General features: G+C 41.9%; 12 protein-coding genes. All 12 read right to left on the reverse strand.

Features of this window, described 5'->3' with window-relative positions:
- Window positions 1-171 precede the first annotated feature (171 nt).
- A complete protein-coding gene (recG, locus tag HMPREF3108_RS08085; protein ID WP_061601533.1) occupies window positions 172-2,187 on the reverse strand; it encodes an ATP-dependent DNA helicase RecG in 2,016 nt (671 codons plus the stop codon).
- A 72-nt stretch (window positions 2,188-2,259) separates the two neighbouring features.
- Window positions 2,260-3,366, reverse strand: coding sequence for an alanine racemase (gene alr, locus HMPREF3108_RS08090; RefSeq protein WP_061601534.1), 1,107 nt, complete (start codon window positions 3,364-3,366; stop codon window positions 2,260-2,262).
- Entirely contained in the window at window positions 3,356-3,718 is a 363-nt protein-coding gene (gene acpS / locus HMPREF3108_RS08095; protein ID WP_070494450.1) for a holo-ACP synthase, read from the reverse strand. The genes alr and acpS overlap by 11 nt, the downstream gene beginning before the upstream one ends.
- Before the next feature lie 115 nt (window positions 3,719-3,833).
- Complete coding sequence (locus HMPREF3108_RS08100; RefSeq protein ID WP_070494176.1) at window positions 3,834-4,865, reverse strand: 3-deoxy-7-phosphoheptulonate synthase; 1,032 nt, start codon at window positions 4,863-4,865, stop codon at window positions 3,834-3,836.
- 22 nt (window positions 4,866-4,887) lie between these two features.
- Complete coding sequence (gene secA / locus HMPREF3108_RS08105) at window positions 4,888-7,404, reverse strand: preprotein translocase subunit SecA (protein WP_008808430.1); 2,517 nt, start codon at window positions 7,402-7,404, stop codon at window positions 4,888-4,890.
- A 348-nt stretch (window positions 7,405-7,752) separates the two neighbouring features.
- Window positions 7,753-8,436, reverse strand: coding sequence for a B3/B4 domain-containing protein (locus HMPREF3108_RS08110; RefSeq protein ID WP_070494452.1), 684 nt, complete (start codon window positions 8,434-8,436; stop codon window positions 7,753-7,755).
- A gap of 158 nt (window positions 8,437-8,594) precedes the next feature.
- Window positions 8,595-9,182 carry a DNA-directed RNA polymerase subunit delta gene (rpoE, locus tag HMPREF3108_RS08115; protein WP_008808428.1) on the reverse strand — a complete coding sequence of 196 codons (588 nt, stop codon included), beginning with the start codon at window positions 9,180-9,182 and terminating at the stop codon, window positions 8,595-8,597.
- 160 nt (window positions 9,183-9,342) lie between these two features.
- Window positions 9,343-10,626, reverse strand: a complete 1,284-nt coding sequence (gene tig / locus HMPREF3108_RS08120; protein ID WP_008808427.1) for a trigger factor — start codon at window positions 10,624-10,626, stop codon at window positions 9,343-9,345.
- An 88-nt stretch (window positions 10,627-10,714) separates the two neighbouring features.
- On the reverse strand, window positions 10,715-11,278 hold the full coding sequence (locus HMPREF3108_RS08125; RefSeq protein WP_070494178.1) for a TIGR01440 family protein: 564 nt from the start codon (window positions 11,276-11,278) through the stop codon (window positions 10,715-10,717).
- A 12-nt stretch (window positions 11,279-11,290) separates the two neighbouring features.
- Window positions 11,291-11,773: an ECF transporter S component gene (locus HMPREF3108_RS08130; protein WP_070494180.1), complete on the reverse strand. Its 483-nt coding sequence runs from the start codon at window positions 11,771-11,773 to the stop codon at window positions 11,291-11,293.
- Entirely contained in the window at window positions 11,763-12,524 is a 762-nt protein-coding gene (locus HMPREF3108_RS08135; RefSeq protein WP_070494182.1) for a bifunctional hydroxymethylpyrimidine kinase/phosphomethylpyrimidine kinase, read from the reverse strand. The genes HMPREF3108_RS08130 and HMPREF3108_RS08135 overlap by 11 nt, the downstream gene beginning before the upstream one ends.
- A gap of 379 nt (window positions 12,525-12,903) precedes the next feature.
- Window positions 12,904-18,624, reverse strand: coding sequence for a ZmpA/ZmpB/ZmpC family metallo-endopeptidase (locus HMPREF3108_RS08140; protein ID WP_070494183.1), 5,721 nt, complete (start codon window positions 18,622-18,624; stop codon window positions 12,904-12,906).
- Window positions 18,625-18,744 lie beyond the last annotated feature (120 nt).

Raw genomic sequence — 18,744 nt, forward strand, 5'->3', positions numbered from 1 at the left:
TAGATATTCTACCTACTTACCGTATGTAGAAAAAATCTTTTCTGAATCCTTGAAAACTTTTTTATAATCTACGTGAATATTTACTGTCATGATCAATACCTCATTTCTTTTGATTGACTTTATTATAGGCAGTAAAACTTAAGACATTCTTATAAAAAACTTTCAAAAAGCTTAATCCAAATAATCTTGTTTATCCAAATGAAGAGCCACTAGATGCCAGTTAGGATCCCTCCTCCATTCTTTATTCTGCACAATTTGGCTAGCTACCTTTCTCGCTTCTTCCAAGATAGGGTAGTCCTCTACGATATCAGCCACTTGAAATTCAGGAATGCCGGACTGACGGGTTCCAAAAATCTCTCCTGAACCACGCATTTTTAAATCTTCCTCAGCAAGTACAAAGCCATCTGTCGTTTCCGTCATGATTTTCATACGTTTCTTCCCGGACTCTGTTTTTGGATTTGCGACAAGAACGGCATAGGATTGTTTATCACCACGTCCCACACGCCCGCGCAACTGATGGAGCTGGCTGAGACCAAAACGATCAGCATCCATGATGACCATAATCGTTGCATTGGGCACATTAACACCCACTTCAATGACTGTTGTGGACACTAAAATATCTACTTCTTTATTCTTGAAGTCCTGCATAATAGCCTCTTTTTCGTCACTCTTCATCTTCCCATGAAGGAGAGAGACTCGGGCATCTCCTCCAAAGTAAGCTTGCAGTTCTTCTTCTAAGTCAATAGCATTTTTTAGATCCAGAGCTTCTGATTCCTCAATCAAAGGAGAAATAAAATAAACCTGAGCTCCCTTTACTAATTCTTTTTTTATCCAATCGAGTACGATCTCGAGTTGCTCATGCTTGACCCAACGGGTAATAATGGGCTTTCGTCCCGCCGGCATTTGATCAATAATGGACACATCCATATCCCCGAAAGCCGTAATGGCCAAAGTTCTGGGAATGGGAGTAGCAGTCATCATGAGAACATCAGGATTATCTCCTTTTTCTCGTAAGATACGACGCTGAGCAACCCCAAAGCGATGCTGTTCATCTACAATAACCAACCCTAGATGATGGTATTGAACACCATCTTGGATCAAAGCATGGGTCCCAATTACCATATCTACCTGACCGAGCTCTATAGCCGACAAAGTCTCTTTACGCTCAGCTGCTTTCATACTACCGGTTAATAAGGCTAGTTTTAAATCAGGAAAGAGCTGACTGAGGCTTTCAAAATGCTGTTCAGCTAAGATTTCTGTTGGAACCATTAAAGCCGATTGATAACCAGCCGTATGCACAGCATACATGGCCAATCCCGCCACTACTGTCTTCCCACTTCCAACATCTCCCTGTAAGAGTCGGTTCATGTGGGCAGGCGACTTCAAATCAGACAAAATTTCAGCCAAAGCCCTCTCCTGAGCTCCTGTCAGAGGAAAAGGTAGCTGACTTTTTTTCTCTTGTAGCTGCTCTTCCTGCCAATCCAGTACCAAACCATTGCTGACATCCTTCGTTTCCATTTTAAGCACCTGAAGTTGCATTTGGAAATAGAACAATTCTTCGAATTTTACACGACGTAGTGCCTGTCTGTATTCTGACAAATCTTTTGGAAAATGCATGGCTCTCACTGCTTCTGCTCGAGACAGCAAGTGGTAGCGTTCCAACAAGACCTGGGGTAAATTTTCTTCAATCAGTAAATCCAAGCCTTGGTCAAAAGCTGTTTTAATTAATTTAATCAGGCTTGTCTGGCTAATCCCCTGAGCCACCCGATAAACTGGCTGCAAATCGTCTTCGACCTGAGCCAAGAGCTTCATCCCAGTCAAGCTAGCTTTAGCCTTATCCCACTTTCCAAAAATAGCAATATTTGCCCCCACTTCAACCTTATCCGCCAAATAAGGCTGGTTAAAGAAATTGACTGCTAGAATGACTTCCCCTTGCTTGATTGAAAAGCGGAGACGATTGCGCTTAAACCCGTAATACTGAACATTTGCTGGTGTCGCAACTATACCAGAAATGACGGCTTTTTCTCCATCCTCTAGATCAAGCACCTGCTTGCTTTGAAAGTCTTCATAGCGAAAAGGGAAATACAGTAATAAATCCTGCAAGGTCTCAATACCAAGCTTGGCAAACTTTTCTGCTGATTTCGGTCCCACTCCCGGCAGAACCGATAAAGGTTGGTGTAAATTCATAGTTCCTCTTTCAGTTCTAGCATCAAATCGCTTTCTCTAACTACATATTTTCATCAAGGAGACTTAAACTAATTAATTCTTGTAAATTCTTGGTACCCGATCACTAATCAAACAAACTACTTCATAGTTAATCGTCCCTCGTTTCTCAGCAACATCAGTCGCCGAGATACTTTCTGTTCCGCTCTTACCAATGAAAACAACTGGTGTACCTAGAGGATATTTCTCCGGCAAGCGAACTGTAATCTGGTCCATGGATACTCGACCAACTATTGGACAACGTTGACCATCAATGAGAACGTCAAAACCTTGCATATCCCTAGTCCAGCCATCTGCATAACCCAGTGGAATTGTTCCAATAAATTGTCTTTCATCCGCTGTGTAGGTTGCTCCATAACCAACATCAGCTCCCGCTTCCACTTCCTTGACATGAACTAATTCTGAAACCAAAGAAAGAGCTGGTTTTATATCATAAGGCAGTTCCAAAACACTACCGCTAGGATTGAGACCATAAATAACATCTCCCAAACGAACAGCATTCATAACAGTGTCCGCATGCCAAAGAGAAGTAGCTGAATTGCTAGCATGAATAATCGGTGGAAGATCGTCTAAGCCCGCTAAGATTCCCTTAAAACAAACTAACTGCTCTTCAAACTTACTAGCATCTGCCTCATCAGCTGTCGCAAAGTGAGTAAAAATTCCTTCTACCTGAACACCAGCCAACTGGAGACGATTAATAGCTGTCTGAAGTGATTGGCTATCCCTAAAGCCAATCCGGCCCATACCTGAGTCCACTTTCAGGTGTACAACCAGACCTTGCAAAGACAAGCCTGAAGCCTCCAGCAAGTCCAGCCATTCTAAGCTAGCCACTGTCAATGTAATCTTGTGTTCAATCGCCAGAGGGACTACCTCTATGGCTGAGACACCTAAAATTAAGATTTTTTTGTCCAAGCCACCTTCTCTTAATTCCAAAGCTTCGTCAATGTTTGAGACACAAAATCCGTCTACAATATCATCAATATAACTTGAAACAGCTACTGCACCATGTCCGTAGGCATTAGCTTTAACGACAGCCCATTTTTCAACATCTTGAGGCAAATGAGCTTTTAATTGTTGAATATTAAAATGAATTGCTGACAAATCAACAAGTGCTTGACTTGGCCTATGTATACTAGTTTTCATCTCTTTCCTCCAAAATTACGCTAGCCATTACTAGGGTACCTGCATGGCTAATAGACACCCAAATCTTCCCAGAAAAAGGGGCTTTTGTAAAGACTGGAGCACCTCTTTCATCATTCAAGACTTCTAAATCTTGAAAACTAAGCTTGCCAATGCCTGTTCCCCATGCTTTGGAGAAAGCCTCTTTAGCTGACCAGCGACCGGCCAAATATTCTATCTTTCGCTTGCCAGAAAGTTCTTCAAAACGAAGCCATTCCTTCTCTGTCAAGACTTTTTTTGCAAAGCGAGCATGTTTTTCGTAGGCCCGCTGAATAGAAGATAACTCCTCTATATCAATTCCATGTCCTATAATCATCTTTGTTCTCAGAATGAGACAAAACTCAGTTGGAGTTCCAACTGAGCTTGCTGCATTCCGACCAATTGGCAAGATTTTCTTCTGCCAAACGGTCCCTTTCATTTCAATAATAGAGTTATTTTTCTAAATGGCTATAAATTTCTCGAATCAACTGTTCAGTCTTGTCCCATCCCAAGCAAGGATCTGTAATGGATTTTCCAAAAACCTCTGGCTGATCTTGTCGGCCATCTTCCAAATATGATTCAATCATAAAGCCACGAACACTCTGCTCAATCTTTTCATTCCAGTCTCGATTTAAGAGAGTCTCGCGAACAATCCGCACTTGCTCTAAATATTGCTTGCCTGAATTGTCATGGTTCGTATCAACCATGATGAAAGGATTGGACAAGCCTAACTTTTCATAACCTGAAATCGCTTCAAGAAGATGTTCATAATGATAATTCGGCTCATTCTTTCCATTAGCATGAATTGCGCCACGAAGGATGGCGTGGGCTAGAGGATTTCCTGAAGTCTCCACTTCCTGAGAGCGATAGAGAAAAGTCTGTTTATTTTGTGCGGCGTAAATGGCATTAAACATCACAGATAAATTACCTGAAGTCGGATTTTTCATTCCTGCAGGAGTAGACAAACCTGAAGCAACAAAACGGTGTTGTTGATTTTCAACCGAACGTGCTCCTACAGCCATATAAGAAACCAGGTCATCCACTAGAGATACATTTTCAGGATAAAGCATTTCATCAGCTGTAGTAAGGCCAGTCTCTGTAATAACTCGGTAGTGCAGATGGCGAACTGCCTTAATACCAGCTATTAAATCTGGAGCTCCTGCTGCATCAGGCTGATGAATCAAACCTTTATAACCATCACCATTTGTACGGGGTTTAGCTGTATAAACCCGCATAACTATAAAGATATGTTTTTTTACTTCTTCCTGAAGGGCAGCCAGACGTTTAGCATATTCTAAGACCGCTTCTTCATTATCAGAGGAGCAAGGACCTATGACCAATAAAATTCGCTTGTCTTCTCCTTTGAGAATAGCAGCCAACTCCTGGTCGCGAACTTGCTTCGTTGCCAAAGCTTTTTCATCAAGCTGAGACAAGGTGCGAACCTGCTCTACGTCAACAATAGGACCTCTTGTTGTAAATGTCATTCCAACTCCCCCTCAATCTTTTTTAACGACGGCCGTGGCAATTTTTAAATTTCTTACCTGAGCCACATGGGCATAGTTCATTTCGGCCAACCTTTGCCAAATCAACATCTGCTGGCAGATCGGATTCTTGCGCTGAGATATTGCGCGTTGCTGTTGTTACAATATTATGCTCCGTACGAGGACGCTCTTGCTCGTGAATTTGTGCTTTCATCATGAGACGAGTCACATCAAACTCGATTGAACCAATCATATCGTTAAACATTCTGAAACTTTCAGATTGGTATTCAACAACAGGATTATTTTGAGCATAACCTCGAAGACCTACAGCATTACGAAGCTGATCCAATGCATCAATGTGATCTGTCCACTTGTTGTCTACAACACGTAGAATCAATACTTTTTGGAATTCTCGAACAGCTTCTTCATCACGAAGTTTAGCAATTTGACTATTGTAGACTTCTAAAGCACGTTCATATAAGTTAGCCTTGATTTCCTCATCAGATAAACCTTGAAGATCGCTCAATGAAATCGACTCTTCCGGAACCAAGTTATACTTAGCAAAGTACAAAATTGAATCCAATTTTTCTTCTTGAGGAGCTCTGCTATTTCCATCAACAAAACGATCAATAGTTCGTTTGATCATAGCGTGAATCTCTGGAGCCAAATCCCGATTAGCTGTGATAACATCATGACGTTCAGCGTAGATGATTTCACGCTGTTCACGCATCACATCGTCATACTGAAGGACTTGCTTACGAGTATCATAGTTATTTCCTTCAACCCGTTTTTGAGCCGCTTCAACTTGGCGCGTAAACATCTTAGACTTAATAACAGACTCTTCTTCACTCAGTTTGAAACGATCCAAGACAGCCTTGATTCTCTCAGAACCGAAACGACGCATCAGCTCATCTTCAAGAGATAGATAGAATTGAGATTCACCTGGATCTCCCTGACGACCAGAACGTCCACGTAACTGATTATCAATACGACGGCTTTCATGGCGTTCTGTACCAATCACACAGAGTCCGCCTAATTCACGAACACCTTCTCCCAGCTTAATATCGGTACCACGACCAGCCATATTGGTTGCAATTGTAACTGCACCGCGTTGGCCAGCATTCATAATGATTTGTGCTTCACGATAGTGGTTCTTAGCATTCAATACCTCGTGAGGAATTCCTGCTGCAACCAGCTTTTTAGAAAGATAGTCACTGGTTTCAACTGCAACCGTACCGACCAGAACAGGTTGTCCTTTAAGATGGCGTTCTTTCACGTCTTCTACAACTGCCTTAAACTTAGATTCTAAACTAGGGTACAGTAAATCCTCATGGTCAATACGAGCAATTGGACGGTTAGTTGGAATTGGAATAACACGGATATTATAAGTTTCGCGGAATTCTTCTTCCTCAGTCTTAGCTGTACCAGTCATCCCGGACAGTTTTTTATACATACGGAAGAGGTTTTGGTAGGTAATAGAAGCAGACGTCTTAGTTTCATCTTGAACCGGAACACCTTCCTTAGCTTCAATAGCCTGGTGAAGTCCGTCAGAATAGCGACGTCCTTCCATGGTACGACCGGTGAACTGGTCAACGATCAGAATTTCTTGTTCTTCGCTAACCACATAATCGATATCCAAAATCATGATATAGTTAGCACGCAAGGCATTATCAATGAAGTGAGTCAATGCCACATTTTCAATATCATAGAGGTTATCTAATTTGAAATAGCTTTCAGCTTTGTCAATTCCAGAGTCAGACAGGCCGATTGTTTTTGATGGCACGTCGATGATATAATCATCCTTGTTAAGACTCTTAACGAAGCTATCCGCCATGTGGTAAAGCTGATTAGTTTCAGATGAAACTGGTCCAGAAACAATCAGAGGGGTTCTAGCTTCATCGATCAGAATGGAATCCACCTCATCAACTAGGGCATAGTTAAGTGGACGCTGAACCATGTTTTCAGCACGAACCACCATGTTATCACGAAGGTAGTCAAAGCCAATTTCTGAGTTCGTTGAGTAGGTGATGTCACAAGCATAGGCTTCTCTCTTCTCAGCTGGAGATTTAGCAGCCAAGTTAATACCAACTGAAAGCCCTAACCAAGAGTACAGTTCACCCATTTCTGTCGCATCACGCTCTGTCAGGTATTCATTGACCGTTACAACGTGAACTCCTTCTCCTGCCAACGCATTCAAGTATACAGGCATGGTCGCAGTAAGAGTTTTCCCTTCACCTGTACGCATCTCTGGTACGTCACCATGATGGAGAACAATCCCCCCCATAATCTGTACTGGATAAGGATAGAGACCAAGAACACGTTTCGCGCCCTCACGGACAACTGCGAAGGCTTCATAGAGCAAGTCATCTAAACTTTCACCATTCTGATAACGTTGTTTAAATTCATCTGTTTTAGCCTTTAGCTCCTCATCGGATAAGGCAGCCATCTGGTCACTATAAGCAATGACCTTATTTGCCATTTTCTCTAATTTTCTTAATTCACCTTTATCGTTTTCGATAATTGTTCTTAAAATATTTGCCATTTTTATCCTTACTTTATAATCTTTCTGATTTTAGAATGTTCTTTTCATTATAGCATTTTCTCCTATAACTTTCAAGAAACTTAAGCATTTTTATACCGAAATAAAGCCTTCTCTTTGATTCATTCCCACAATTTAACTCTACTTTTATTTCACGTACCAAAGTAAGCATTCAAGATAAATAATGATAAGTTTTTCCGGTCAGTTATAGCATTTTTTCCTTCTACACCCTCTATCGAAACAACCTGTCCTTTTTGTTAGAAAAAAGCCTCTTTCAACCAAGAGGCTTTTATATGATATAGAGGAGAGCAAGGTTTCAATCTGAAACTAAAGCTTATTCCAACTACTAAATCAATTTTCAGATTGCTTGATAACCAATGTCTCAAATTTCATATATGGCATGCATTCTTTTAAGTCAGACTGGATTCGCTTCAACGCTTCCAGACGCATCTCAACGGAAGTATTCGCATTCCCTTGAATGATAAAAATTGCATCTTTGGTATCATCATCAAACTTATAGAGGTCACTATCTCGAATATCTAACCAAGCTAAAATCCCTTTGTCGTCGCGATAGACATAGTCTGTTTTAGCTACGTGTTTCTCCTTAGACAAAATTGGGAGAAAGGTATCTTCTCTTTGACTGACAGTAAACTCTATCTTTTCTCCAATTTTATTATAATCATGTCCACCAATAGCTAACAGGGATTGCAAGGCTTCTACATTATAAATATCGATGATCGTATTGATAGAAGGAAGAGACCCGCGATGGCGGATATTTTTAATCAGAGCTGGAACGGTTGGAGGATTTTTCTTGACACTGCGACCTACACGTTGCAGGATATCTTCATAGCCTTGGATAACTGGCGATTGGAGAACTTGCTCCAGGTCACAGTTTAGAGCCCACTCTTCTCTTTCTTTTTTCTTTTTTAGAAAGGTTGGAGATAATTCTGCATGCGGATTGACATTTTTAGCAATACCAATGACTACACTTTCAATTCCTAAGTCACATAGGCTTCGATCCAGGATAAATTTCATCATACATCCCTCCTTATTACTATTATCTATTCCCCATCATTATAGGACTTTTTTCAGTCTATTTCAAATCCAAAGAACACTCTCTCCTTAACTTGTATTAAAAAAGAATTCGATTCTGACAAAAAAGACTGGAGCTTTTTTGCCCCCAGTCTCTCTTTCTATTCTTCTTCGCCCTCTGCATCATCGTCAGAAAATTCATCATCTTCTTCATTGATGTCAACATCTTCATCTAGATCATCCGGAGCAATCTCATTGATTTCAGCATCATAAGCATCTGCTTCATTCTTTTCATCGTCTGGATTTTCATCGTCATAGTTGAGTGCAGGATCTGCTTCGTATGAATCCTCATCTTCTGGATCATCATCACTGTAATCGATAGCATCCTCATCACCATCCATAAAGGCATTAACGCGTTTTTTCTTCCGTGATTTCGGATTATCTTCTTCATCAGTCTCTTCAAGCGCGATGATTTCCTCGTCTACCTCATCGATTGCATACCAAGAACGAAGGCCCCATTTGTTGTCACCAAGCGGAATAAAGCTTCCGTCAACGTTTAGCTCAGTATAAAACAATGGTAGAGCTTCTCGGATTTCGCTGTTTGATTTTTCTAAATAAGTTTGGATTTCATTGACAAGGTCATTAAAATACATCTCATGGTCACGACCACGCAATTCTAAAATCGCACGCGCTACCTCAATCATAGAAAGTTCACTTTTTTCTTGTCCAGCAAATACTTCTAATTCCAAAGTTGGTCTCCTTTTAAGCTGATAAAGGACATTCGCCCTCTTGTATTTTTTCGCTACTTTCTATTGTACGATATTTTTGAATTTTCGTCAAAAGAATTTTGCTCTTTTTCCCTTTTAGAAAAACGAAAAGTCACTAGTCAAACTAGGACTTTTCAAATCATTATTTCACTTTTGCAGTGCTTGTGATGACTTCAACAGCTTTCTTGATAGTGATATCATGTTTTAACATATCTTCTGAAAGAAGTTGACGAACACGATCTGCTTCCATGTTGTAGTCATTTGCGAGTGAAGAAATTTCTGCTTCGATTTCTTCAGCGCTTGCTTCAAATCCTTCTGCTTTTGCAATAGCTTCAATCACTAAGTTTGTCTTAGTACGAGCTTCTGCATCAGCCTCGTGCTGTTTGTGAAGGTCTTCTTGAGTAGTACCAGTGATTTGGAAGTACATGTCAGGTGAAATTCCTTGACGTTGCATATTTCCAAGGAATTCGTTTACTGAACGGTGCACTTCTTCATGAACCATTTCTTCTGGTAAGTCTACGATTTCTGCATTTTCAACCGCAAGATCGATTGCTGCTGACTCAACTGCATCTTTGTATGCAGCTTCTTTTCCTTCAGCTAATTCTTTACGGTACTTTTCTTTCAATTCATCAAGAGTTTCTACTTCTTCGTCGATGTCCTTTGCAAGTTCATCGTCAAGAGCTGGAACTTCTTTTTCTTTTACTTCATGAATTGTAGTTACAAACTTAGCTTCTTTACCTGCAAGATCTGCTGCTTGATAGTCTTCAGGGAAAGTTACAACCACATCAACTGTTTCGCCAGCTTTGTGACCAACCAATTGATCTTCAAATCCTGGAATAAATTGACCGCTACCAAGTCCAAGAGAGAAATTATCTCCTTTTCCACCGTCAAATTCAACACCGTCAACTGAACCAACAAAATCAATTACCACTGTGTCACCTTCAGCTGCTGGACCTTCTTTTAGAACCAACTCAGCCAAGTTGTTGCGTTCGCGTTCGATACGCGCATCAACGTCTTCGTCTGTTACTTCTTTTGAAACTTCTACAGATACTTCAAGGTCTTTGTAAGCACCTAATTTTACTTCTGGTTTTGTAACAACTTCAGCAGAAATAGTCCAATCTTGACCTTTTTCCATAGAAACGACATCGATTTTTGGTTGTGCTACAACTTCGATACCAGCTTCTTTTACAGCAGCTTCATAAGCATTTGGAAGTAAGTTGTTTAAAGCATCTTGGTAAAGCGCTTCTTCACCAAATTTTTGGTTGAAGACAGGGCGTGGAAGATGGCCTTTACGGAAACCTGGTACATTAATTGTTTTCTTTACTGAGTTAAACACACGGTCCAATTCTGGTTTGATTTGTTCTTGACTAATAGTGAAAGTCAAAACTCCACGATTTGTTTCTTTTTTTTCAAATGATACAGACATTCTGTCATTTCTCCTTAAAATTTATTGAATACACTCCATTATAGCATATTTAAAAAATTTTTCAAAATTATATAATATTTTTTTACTATTAGCCTTTTCTTATTTTGTCTTCTCTATAAGCTGCTCTTGAACCACCAATCAGCTTAGGGCGGCTAGCTAAAGCTGTAACATGGGCAGAACCCACTGATTTAAGCTTTGGTCTGATAGGAATCTGAACATGCTTAACATGCATACCAATAGCAGTATCTCCGATATCTAGACCAGCCTGAGCCACTATAAATTCCACCTCAACAGGATCCTTCATGTACTGGAAAGCTGCTAACTGACCACTGCCTCCTGCATGAAGAGTGGGGAGAACGTTAACAATTTCTAAATCTTTCTTTTTTGCCAAGCTTCTCTCAACCACTAAAGCCCGATTGAGATGCTCACATCCCTGAACTGCTAGAAAGATCCCCTTCTCTTCCAAGATATCCAGGATTGTTTTGACAATGACCTGCCCTACTTCTAAACTGGAATTTCGGCCAATATGACCTCCGATAACCTCACTAGAGGATAGACCCAGAACAAAAATATCACCCTCATCCAAGGACGCTTTATCTAAAACATCTTGAAGAATCTGACGTGTTTCTGCTCCAATCTTATCTAAGTCCATGTCTCACCTCATTTATTTCACTGTGGCCATCTTTTTCAAACTCTCTGGGAAGACTTTGTAAAGGACGTAACCGACTACTAAACCAAAAACATTCTGCATAAAATTACCCAACATGCCGGCCAGACCTGCTCCGACACCATTCATGATACTGTCAAAAAGGGCGTAGCCACCGACCATAGAAACTGCAGCCAAAACTAGACCAAGATAGCGACCCTTACCTTCCAGACCAGCAAAGAAGCCCTGCAGTCCGTGGCAAATCAAACTGAAAAACATCCACTGAGGATAGCCGGCAATCAGGTCAATCAGAAAGCCTGAAAGCCCTCCGACAATAGTAGCTTCCTTACGCCCAAAGTAGAAGGCCGTAAAATAAATCCCTGCATCCAACAAGGTCAAAAAGCCAGTAGGCGTAGGGATTTTCAAAAAATTCCCCAAAACGACAGACAGAGCTGTGATGAAAGCTAAGATAACTAATTTTTTAACTTGATTATTTCTCATATTGAACCACCCCATATTGATCTGAGCGCTGAATCGCTCCGTAAACAAAATCTTTAGAAAATTGAACTGCTGCAAGAGGAGACTTGCCTAGAAGCAACTGACTGGCAATACTGGAAGCAAATGTACAACCTGCTCCGGTATTGTTGCTAGCTAGCACTGGCGATTCCAATACTTTGAAATCTTGGCCGTCAAAGTAAACATCCACCGCCCGCTCCTTGCTCAAACGATTGCCACCCTTTATCACCACATGCTTGGCTCCTAAATCATAAAGCTCCTTCGCTGCTACCTGCATGTCCTCCAGAGTTTTGATTTCTTTTTGGGTCAATAGCTGAGCTTCTGCCAAATTAGGCGTGATGATGCTGACATAAGGGAAGAACCTGATGAGTTCTTCTCTCAATGCACTAACTTCCAGATCATGATTTTCCTTGCAGACCAGAACAGGATCCAGCACTACTGGTATGTCCGCATGTTGCTTGACAAAATCCAATGCCTGCTCTGCTATTTGCAGATTGGGTAAAAGCCCTATCTTAATAGCAGAAAAAGGAACATCCTTGAGACTGGCCAACTGTTGGGCAAAAACCTCCTCTTCAACCGGAATAACATCAAATCCTTTGTTTGTCATCGCAGTCAGGCAAGTCACAGCCACAAAGCCATGCAAACCATTGACTGTATAGGTAGCTAAATCAGCATGCAGTCCGCCACCGCTAAATATATCATTACCCGATAGGGCTAAAATGAGTTTATCCTTCATAACGAATCTCCTTTAGATAAAACCGTTTGATCCTGCTATTGCCCTTCTGCCAGATGGCGGTCTTCTCTTCTGAAATCTACTATTTTTTACGTAAATCCAGCGAAACAATAGCTTTATAAGGTGCTATATGTTTATTTTAGCAGGAAAAAAATACCCCAGCAAGGACTAAAAACAGGAACTGTCTGGGGACAGATTTTTGAAAATAGAATATAACAAACGGAGATGGCTGATGTTAGGAATTACTAATACGCAAGAAAATAACCCATCTGAATCAGACTGTCAGTGACGACACAAACAGAGCTAATCCAAATGGGTTATTTATTGTTTATTGCTAAAGGTCATTATTTGCAATTATACACGCAACAAATTTGACACTTTTTTAAGAACCCCAAATAGAGTTTTCATCCATAAAGCTGTTGGTGTTCTTGAGTAACTGCGTAAAGACAGCATACTTGAAGTCCTTGGTTGCCCGTTCATCGACACGAGACTTCTTCAGATCCTTGTCAACAGCTTCTGCAAAGCCAGCTTTCAGCTCTTCATAAGTACTGTAGACTTTTCCGTTGACAGTCACTGGTTTAATACCTGAGGTTTGTGCTTTATCTACAACTTTTCTGAAGTAAGCTTTCTTGAAGGCTTCCATGGTTTCAAATTCGCCTTCAGAAATTTGCTTAATGATAAAGTTATCACTCAAGCCAGTCACACCTTGCTCATTGGCTGTCTTACGGTGTTTATTGGAAGCATAGCTTACAAAGCCTTTTTCATAGCCATAGTAACCCCAGATTCTGAAGGTATTATGCTTGAACATCAAGGCGCCTGGTGCTCCAGTATTGTTTTGACCACCACCATAAATACCTGTCATGAAGTCGATCGCAATGTAACTAGAGTCAAAGTCAGCAGGGTTGTAAGTTCGATTGGCCACCGCACGGTTAGACAGCAAACCTTGATCAACCAAGTCATTTACAGATGAAACTGACATGGCCGCTTTCTCCTCTGCTGTCAAATCTCTCACAACATCATATTGAGTCCGAGCATCTACAACCTTTGGCTCAACCTTCTTGAACCATTTAGCCACGGCTGCATTTCCTTTATCTACAACTGCTTGGCCTTCAAGATAATCCAGCAGCATGAGACTATCATTATAGCCCTTCATGTAATGGTCGATGTCTGCTCGGTTCTTGAAGAGGCTTGGCGAGCTATTGAAAATGAGACTGCCATTATTTGGACGATCAAAGGCCATATTAAGACCTAAAGCACCCCAGCCTGGCTGATCAGGAACAGGTGATTGGAGCAACCCTTGGGCATAGCCTTCTGGTCCGATTCCTTGTCGTCTGCCATGTCCGCCCAGGTAAATATAGCCGTCATTGACGTGGGTGAGCTCATGCGTAAAGACGGATACACCGTATTCCGTCAAGAGGTCAAAGGCTTCGAAGTTCACACGGATTGAACCAGCAGCATGGGCACCGTATCCATTTGACTTGTACCAGCCACCAGCTCTGCCGCCAACTAGGTTAAAGAACTCGCGGGATGGAGCATAAGGATTGCCCTTATTATCATTTCCGTTGACATCAATCCAGCCACGTCCTTCCACATCAAAACCATCCCATACAGCCGTTACATTTTGCTTGACCATTCTGGACTTGATATCATCTGAGAGCAGTTTGTACCAAGTGTCTACGTGATTTCGATGCTGGGTCGCTACTTCCTTGATGCGTGCATTAAATCGTTCATCAGACCATGATCGGCGCTTGTCTCTGTTGACAAAGGCCATCGTGCTATAGTTTGACAGAATAGCTAAACGCGTATTCTTCAAGGTTAGCAGCGGAAGAATATAGTTGCTGAAATATTCAGAATTGAGGTTATCGAAGACGCGATACTTAGCAGACTTAATCTCCTCAACTTCTGACTGGCGTTCTTCAAACTGAATAAAGCCTCGGGTTGCATCCTTGAACCAAGAATCCATATCCGCAAAGTCAGTCAGCAGGCGACGGTTGTAATCCAAGTAAGCTACCAAATCACTAGACTTGGACTCAGCCTTCAACTGACGTGCAAACATATTGACATTGTCTGCCCCTTTTAGTTGATTTTCTGTCGAACGTCCAATCTTAATCAAGCGATCCAACAATGGTACTTTTTCACCATAGAAGTCTGGTTTGAAGAGCACTAGCTCCTTGAGGTTGTAGTCGCCAAACTTGAGATCGTAATAACGGTTGAGGTAGGTCAGACCGAGCATGATAGCGGTCTTGTTCTCTTCGATTTTAGCTTTCAGAGCTTCGTTGGCTGCCGGATTGTCAGCATGGAATCTTGTCCATTCATTGGCCAGGAGCTTACCAAGCATATCCTGCAAGTTGGCTTTCACTTCAGTCAGAGATTCATCCAAGAAGAGGCGCTTCACTTTGTTGACCCTATCATTATCATTAGGCAGGCCAACAGAACGATAGACTTCATCACTGTATAGGTCAAAGCTCTTCAAGCTCTCTGTCAGCTGAGTCAGCAAGTCTTCTTTGACAGCCGTTGAGTGATTTGGAGTATAGACCGTACCAAGCTCTGCAATCTGATATTCCGGCAGAGCAGTCTGTTCAAATCGTGCTTGATTTTGAAGATTATAGATGGTCTTGCTTCCGTCTGCAAAATGGACTAAAATCTTGTCCGCATCTGTTCCGCCAGCAACAAACTGATTGCCTCTCAGGGCTTGAACGGATAGAACTTTCTTAGTCAACAAGTCTCCTGCTTTACCAGCATCCACCAGCTTATTGGCTTCATGAATCAAGAACTCTTGATTGTAGAAAGGCATAAAACGTTCTAGGTTCTGATAAAGCTGTTCATTTTCTGCCTTATAACCCGGCTTGTCTTGATAAGTACTTGTTCTCAGGATAGCAGCATTTAGCTTCTCAGTTGTTACTTCATTGGCGCTGGTTTCTTCAAGAGCCGTAATCCGATAGCTCTTAACTTTTTGCTCCGCTTCAGCTTCTGTCAAGCGGCGGAACTTGGCATCTTTTCCTATCTTGGTTCCAGAGCTGTGTCCCTGAACACCAAAAAGGTTTTGGAGTTTTTGCCCCATCCAAGCATCGGTAATCTCATTATCTGAGCTAAAGAGCTCTTTTCCGTTCACTACTGTAGCATAGCTGACAGTGTCATTGATAGTTCCATACGGCCAAATGGAAGCAGCGATACCAGCTGCATTTCTTGAGCCTGCATCCTCTAACTTACCTTTGGCAACGGACTGCATCAATTTACCCCAATTGCCCCAGCCTGAGCCTGAATTGTCAGTGAAGTTTTGAGCGACCAACATACCTGCATTACGAGCACTATGCACCCAAATATCCGCTTCAACGTAGGCTCGTTTCACCAAGGACATAGAGTTGGTACCTGCAATACCACCTGTTACAGAATTTCCACCCTTGGACTTAATACGGCCCTTAAAGGAGACATTTTCAACTCGAGATTGGCCTTCTATATTGTTAACCAGACCGGCAATATGGTCTCTTCCTTCCAAGTAGCCTTGGACATTGACGTTTTCGATTACTCCTTTATTCTTCAAGCGAGCAGCAATTGTCGCAATTGTATCGCCCGCTTGCGAATCTGGATAAACCATATTGACTCGCTTAAAGTCAATATCCTTGACCGTTCCGCCAGTAATCGTATCAAATAGAGGATGTGCCAAGTCTAAAATCGCATGGCGCTCACCATTTTGACCACCAATCAGCTGACCTTTGAATTCTCCTGGCAAGTAAGACTTGCTGTTGGCAGGTTTGTCAATCAACTTAGCACTGATACTGCGGCCCAGAATAAAGGTTCCAGATGGATTTTCCTTGATCCCGTCTAAAAGGTCTTGGAAGTCATAGTAGACATTTCCTTCATGCTTCTTGGCTTTTTCCAGATAGAAATCAAAGCTGTTTTGAAGACCAGTTGAGCTTCTTTGCAGCAAGTCTGGCAGCTGAGCCTTGATCTTGAAGACAGGCTGGTTATCAACGACCACTTCCTCGATAGAGGTAACCGGCAGGACAGTGTCCTTGAACTGGTCGGATGTAAAGTGCAGGTAATATTGATCCAGATTTGCTGGTTTTTCAGCCAAAGTAGGCATCAATTTTGTCTGGCCATTCTCAACCTTCATCAAGGCGACATTAGTGATGGACTTGAGTTCCACCTTCTTCAGGTCAAGCTGAACTGTCTCTTGAGCTAACTCTTTGCTTTCAGATCCATTTCCTAAGTCATAAGACAGGGTCGTCTCGATATCATAAGGTGTATAGTAGTCCAAACCACTGAAGCTGGCAGTCAACTGACCAGTCGCCAAGTTTTGCTCTGCTATTAATTGACCATCCTTCTTCAGGCGAACATGAGCGCTAGTAAAAGCTTGATCTCTGTCCGTCAGCTGGTATTGAATTTGCGCTGATTTCTGCAATTCATCCTTCTTAACCGCTGAAACAGTCAGAGTTGGCGCTGTTTTAAGAGCCAATAAGTCGGCTAAAGCCTGCTTGAGTTGGTTGACACCTGCATCTACTTCATTTTGACTCGACGAAGTTTGATAAACCAACTCAGCCATATTCTTAATTGCTTGCAATTGCTGGTAGGATTGATTGGTGTAAACTGCAGGATCCACAGCCGCTGCTAAAGCTAGCTGCTTACTTAATTCTTCTTTATTAACGCGAGTCTTAGTGCCTCGAGTGACCACTGTATCAACTGCTTCATGCAAGGTGCGCTCAGTTGTTTGTGGCTCCGATATCCGCTTGCCATCCAAGACTTCATAGCTGGTTACAATTTCTTTTTGGCCTGGAGTTCCTTCTACAGTTGTCTCTTCATCAAGATACTTGCTATCATCAGTTTTGTGAACAACCTTTGGTTCAATTGTTTCTAGCTTGACCTCTGTATGCAAACTAGGCAGTTCAGCTTGAACTGTTGATTCCCCGTTAACACCACCCGTGTATTCTGGAAGCGCAGGCTCTACTGGGGCCGTATCTCCTGCTGTACCTATCGGCTCTGTATAAGCTGGTTTCTCCGGTTGAACTTCTGGCTCGCCATTCACAGAACCTGTGTATGCTGGAAGCGCAGGCTCTACTGGGGCTGTATCTCCTGCTGTTCCAACCGGTCCGGTATAGGCTGGTTTCTCTGGTTGAACTTCTGGTTCGCCATTCACAGAACCTGTGTATGCTGGAAGCGCAGGCTCGACTGGGGCTGTATCCCCCGCTGTTCCAACCGGCTCTGTATAGGTTGGTTTCTCTGGTTGAACTTCTGGTTCTCCCTTACTACTGCTGTTTTTTTCAGACTGATTCGGATTCGTTTTATTTTCTTCTTTTGAAGTTTCCTTATTTGGATGTAATCCTTGAGAAGATGGGTTAGGAGTGGAATCAGAGATGCTTCCAACCTGACTTGAAATATCTTGATCTGGTTTTTCCTCTTCCATAAGCTCTGTTTGCTTTTCTTGACCCCTAGCATCCCGTCCAGATTTTGAATTTTCTGGTACTGCTAGTTGATCTTTAAGACTAATTTCTTCAGTCAGAGAGGCAGGCGAGGTTCCTGTCAAAGCCCGCAAATCAGAAGAAGTAAAGTAACCGATATAGTCGTATCCTTCAATGGCTAAATCAGCCTCAGAAACACCTGAAGAAATTGGAACTTGACGGTTATAAGAAACCATCTCTTTATTTTCTAGCGCAAAAACTTGAGGCGAAAGCAAAAGGCTCTGTCCGAACGCTCCAATCAAAAGCACTCCCACCAACTTGCCAGCCTTCTTACGAGAAAACACCAAGACAGCCAAAATAGCCGTCCCAGCTAGTATGCCAAGAAGCGGTTGCCCATTATTTCCTGTTTGAGGCAAAACTGTTGGTTTCCCTTGCTTACGATAAATCAGGTAATAATTCTCACCTGATTGCAAATCGGAAGGAAGCTCATGCTTAATCAGTTCCTTCTCCTGCTCAGTTAACTCTTGCTCTTCAACATAAGTGTAATGAGCCTGACCAGTCTTTCCAACTTCATCAGCAGCAACAGCTGGACTAGTCAAAAAGCTCCCAAAAATCAAAGCAGCAATTGCAACGGAGCCTACACCAACAGATAATTTTCTAATTGAAAATTTCTGAATTTTCTCCTGTACTTTTCTAAAATCCTTCACTTCATAACTCCCATTATTTGTTTGGATGTATAAATTTTCTCCCTAAGTCTTCACTAGCCAACTCCCTATCAGCCTTTAAAAGACAGCATTTATACACATAGTATTATCATAATTCTTTTA

It is taken from the genome of Streptococcus sp. HMSC10A01 (genome assembly GCF_001807785.1).
Taxonomy (GTDB): Bacteria; Bacillota; Bacilli; order Lactobacillales; family Streptococcaceae; genus Streptococcus; species Streptococcus gordonii.

Bases quoted from the DNA above. Each gene is read 5' to 3' on its own strand.
- HMPREF3108_RS08110 (WP_070494452.1), bottom strand. From the start codon at position 8,436: ATGAAATTTATCCTGGATCGAAGCCTATGTGACTTAGGAATTGAAAGT.
- acpS (WP_070494450.1), bottom strand. From the start codon at position 3,718: ATGATTATAGGACATGGAATTGATATAGAGGAGTTATCTTCTATTCAG.
- HMPREF3108_RS08130 (WP_070494180.1), bottom strand. From the start codon at position 11,773: ATGAGAAATAATCAAGTTAAAAAATTAGTTATCTTAGCTTTCATCACA.
- HMPREF3108_RS08135 (WP_070494182.1), bottom strand. From the start codon at position 12,524: ATGAAGGATAAACTCATTTTAGCCCTATCGGGTAATGATATATTTAGC.
- HMPREF3108_RS08125 (WP_070494178.1), bottom strand. From the start codon at position 11,278: ATGGACTTAGATAAGATTGGAGCAGAAACACGTCAGATTCTTCAAGAT.
- alr (WP_061601534.1), bottom strand. From the start codon at position 3,366: ATGAAAACTAGTATACATAGGCCAAGTCAAGCACTTGTTGATTTGTCA.
- tig (WP_008808427.1), bottom strand. From the start codon at position 10,626: ATGTCTGTATCATTTGAAAAAAAAGAAACAAATCGTGGAGTTTTGACT.
- secA (WP_008808430.1), bottom strand. From the start codon at position 7,404: ATGGCAAATATTTTAAGAACAATTATCGAAAACGATAAAGGTGAATTA.
- recG (WP_061601533.1), bottom strand. From the start codon at position 2,187: ATGAATTTACACCAACCTTTATCGGTTCTGCCGGGAGTGGGACCGAAA.
- HMPREF3108_RS08100 (WP_070494176.1), bottom strand. From the start codon at position 4,865: ATGACATTTACAACAAGAGGTCCTATTGTTGACGTAGAGCAGGTTCGC.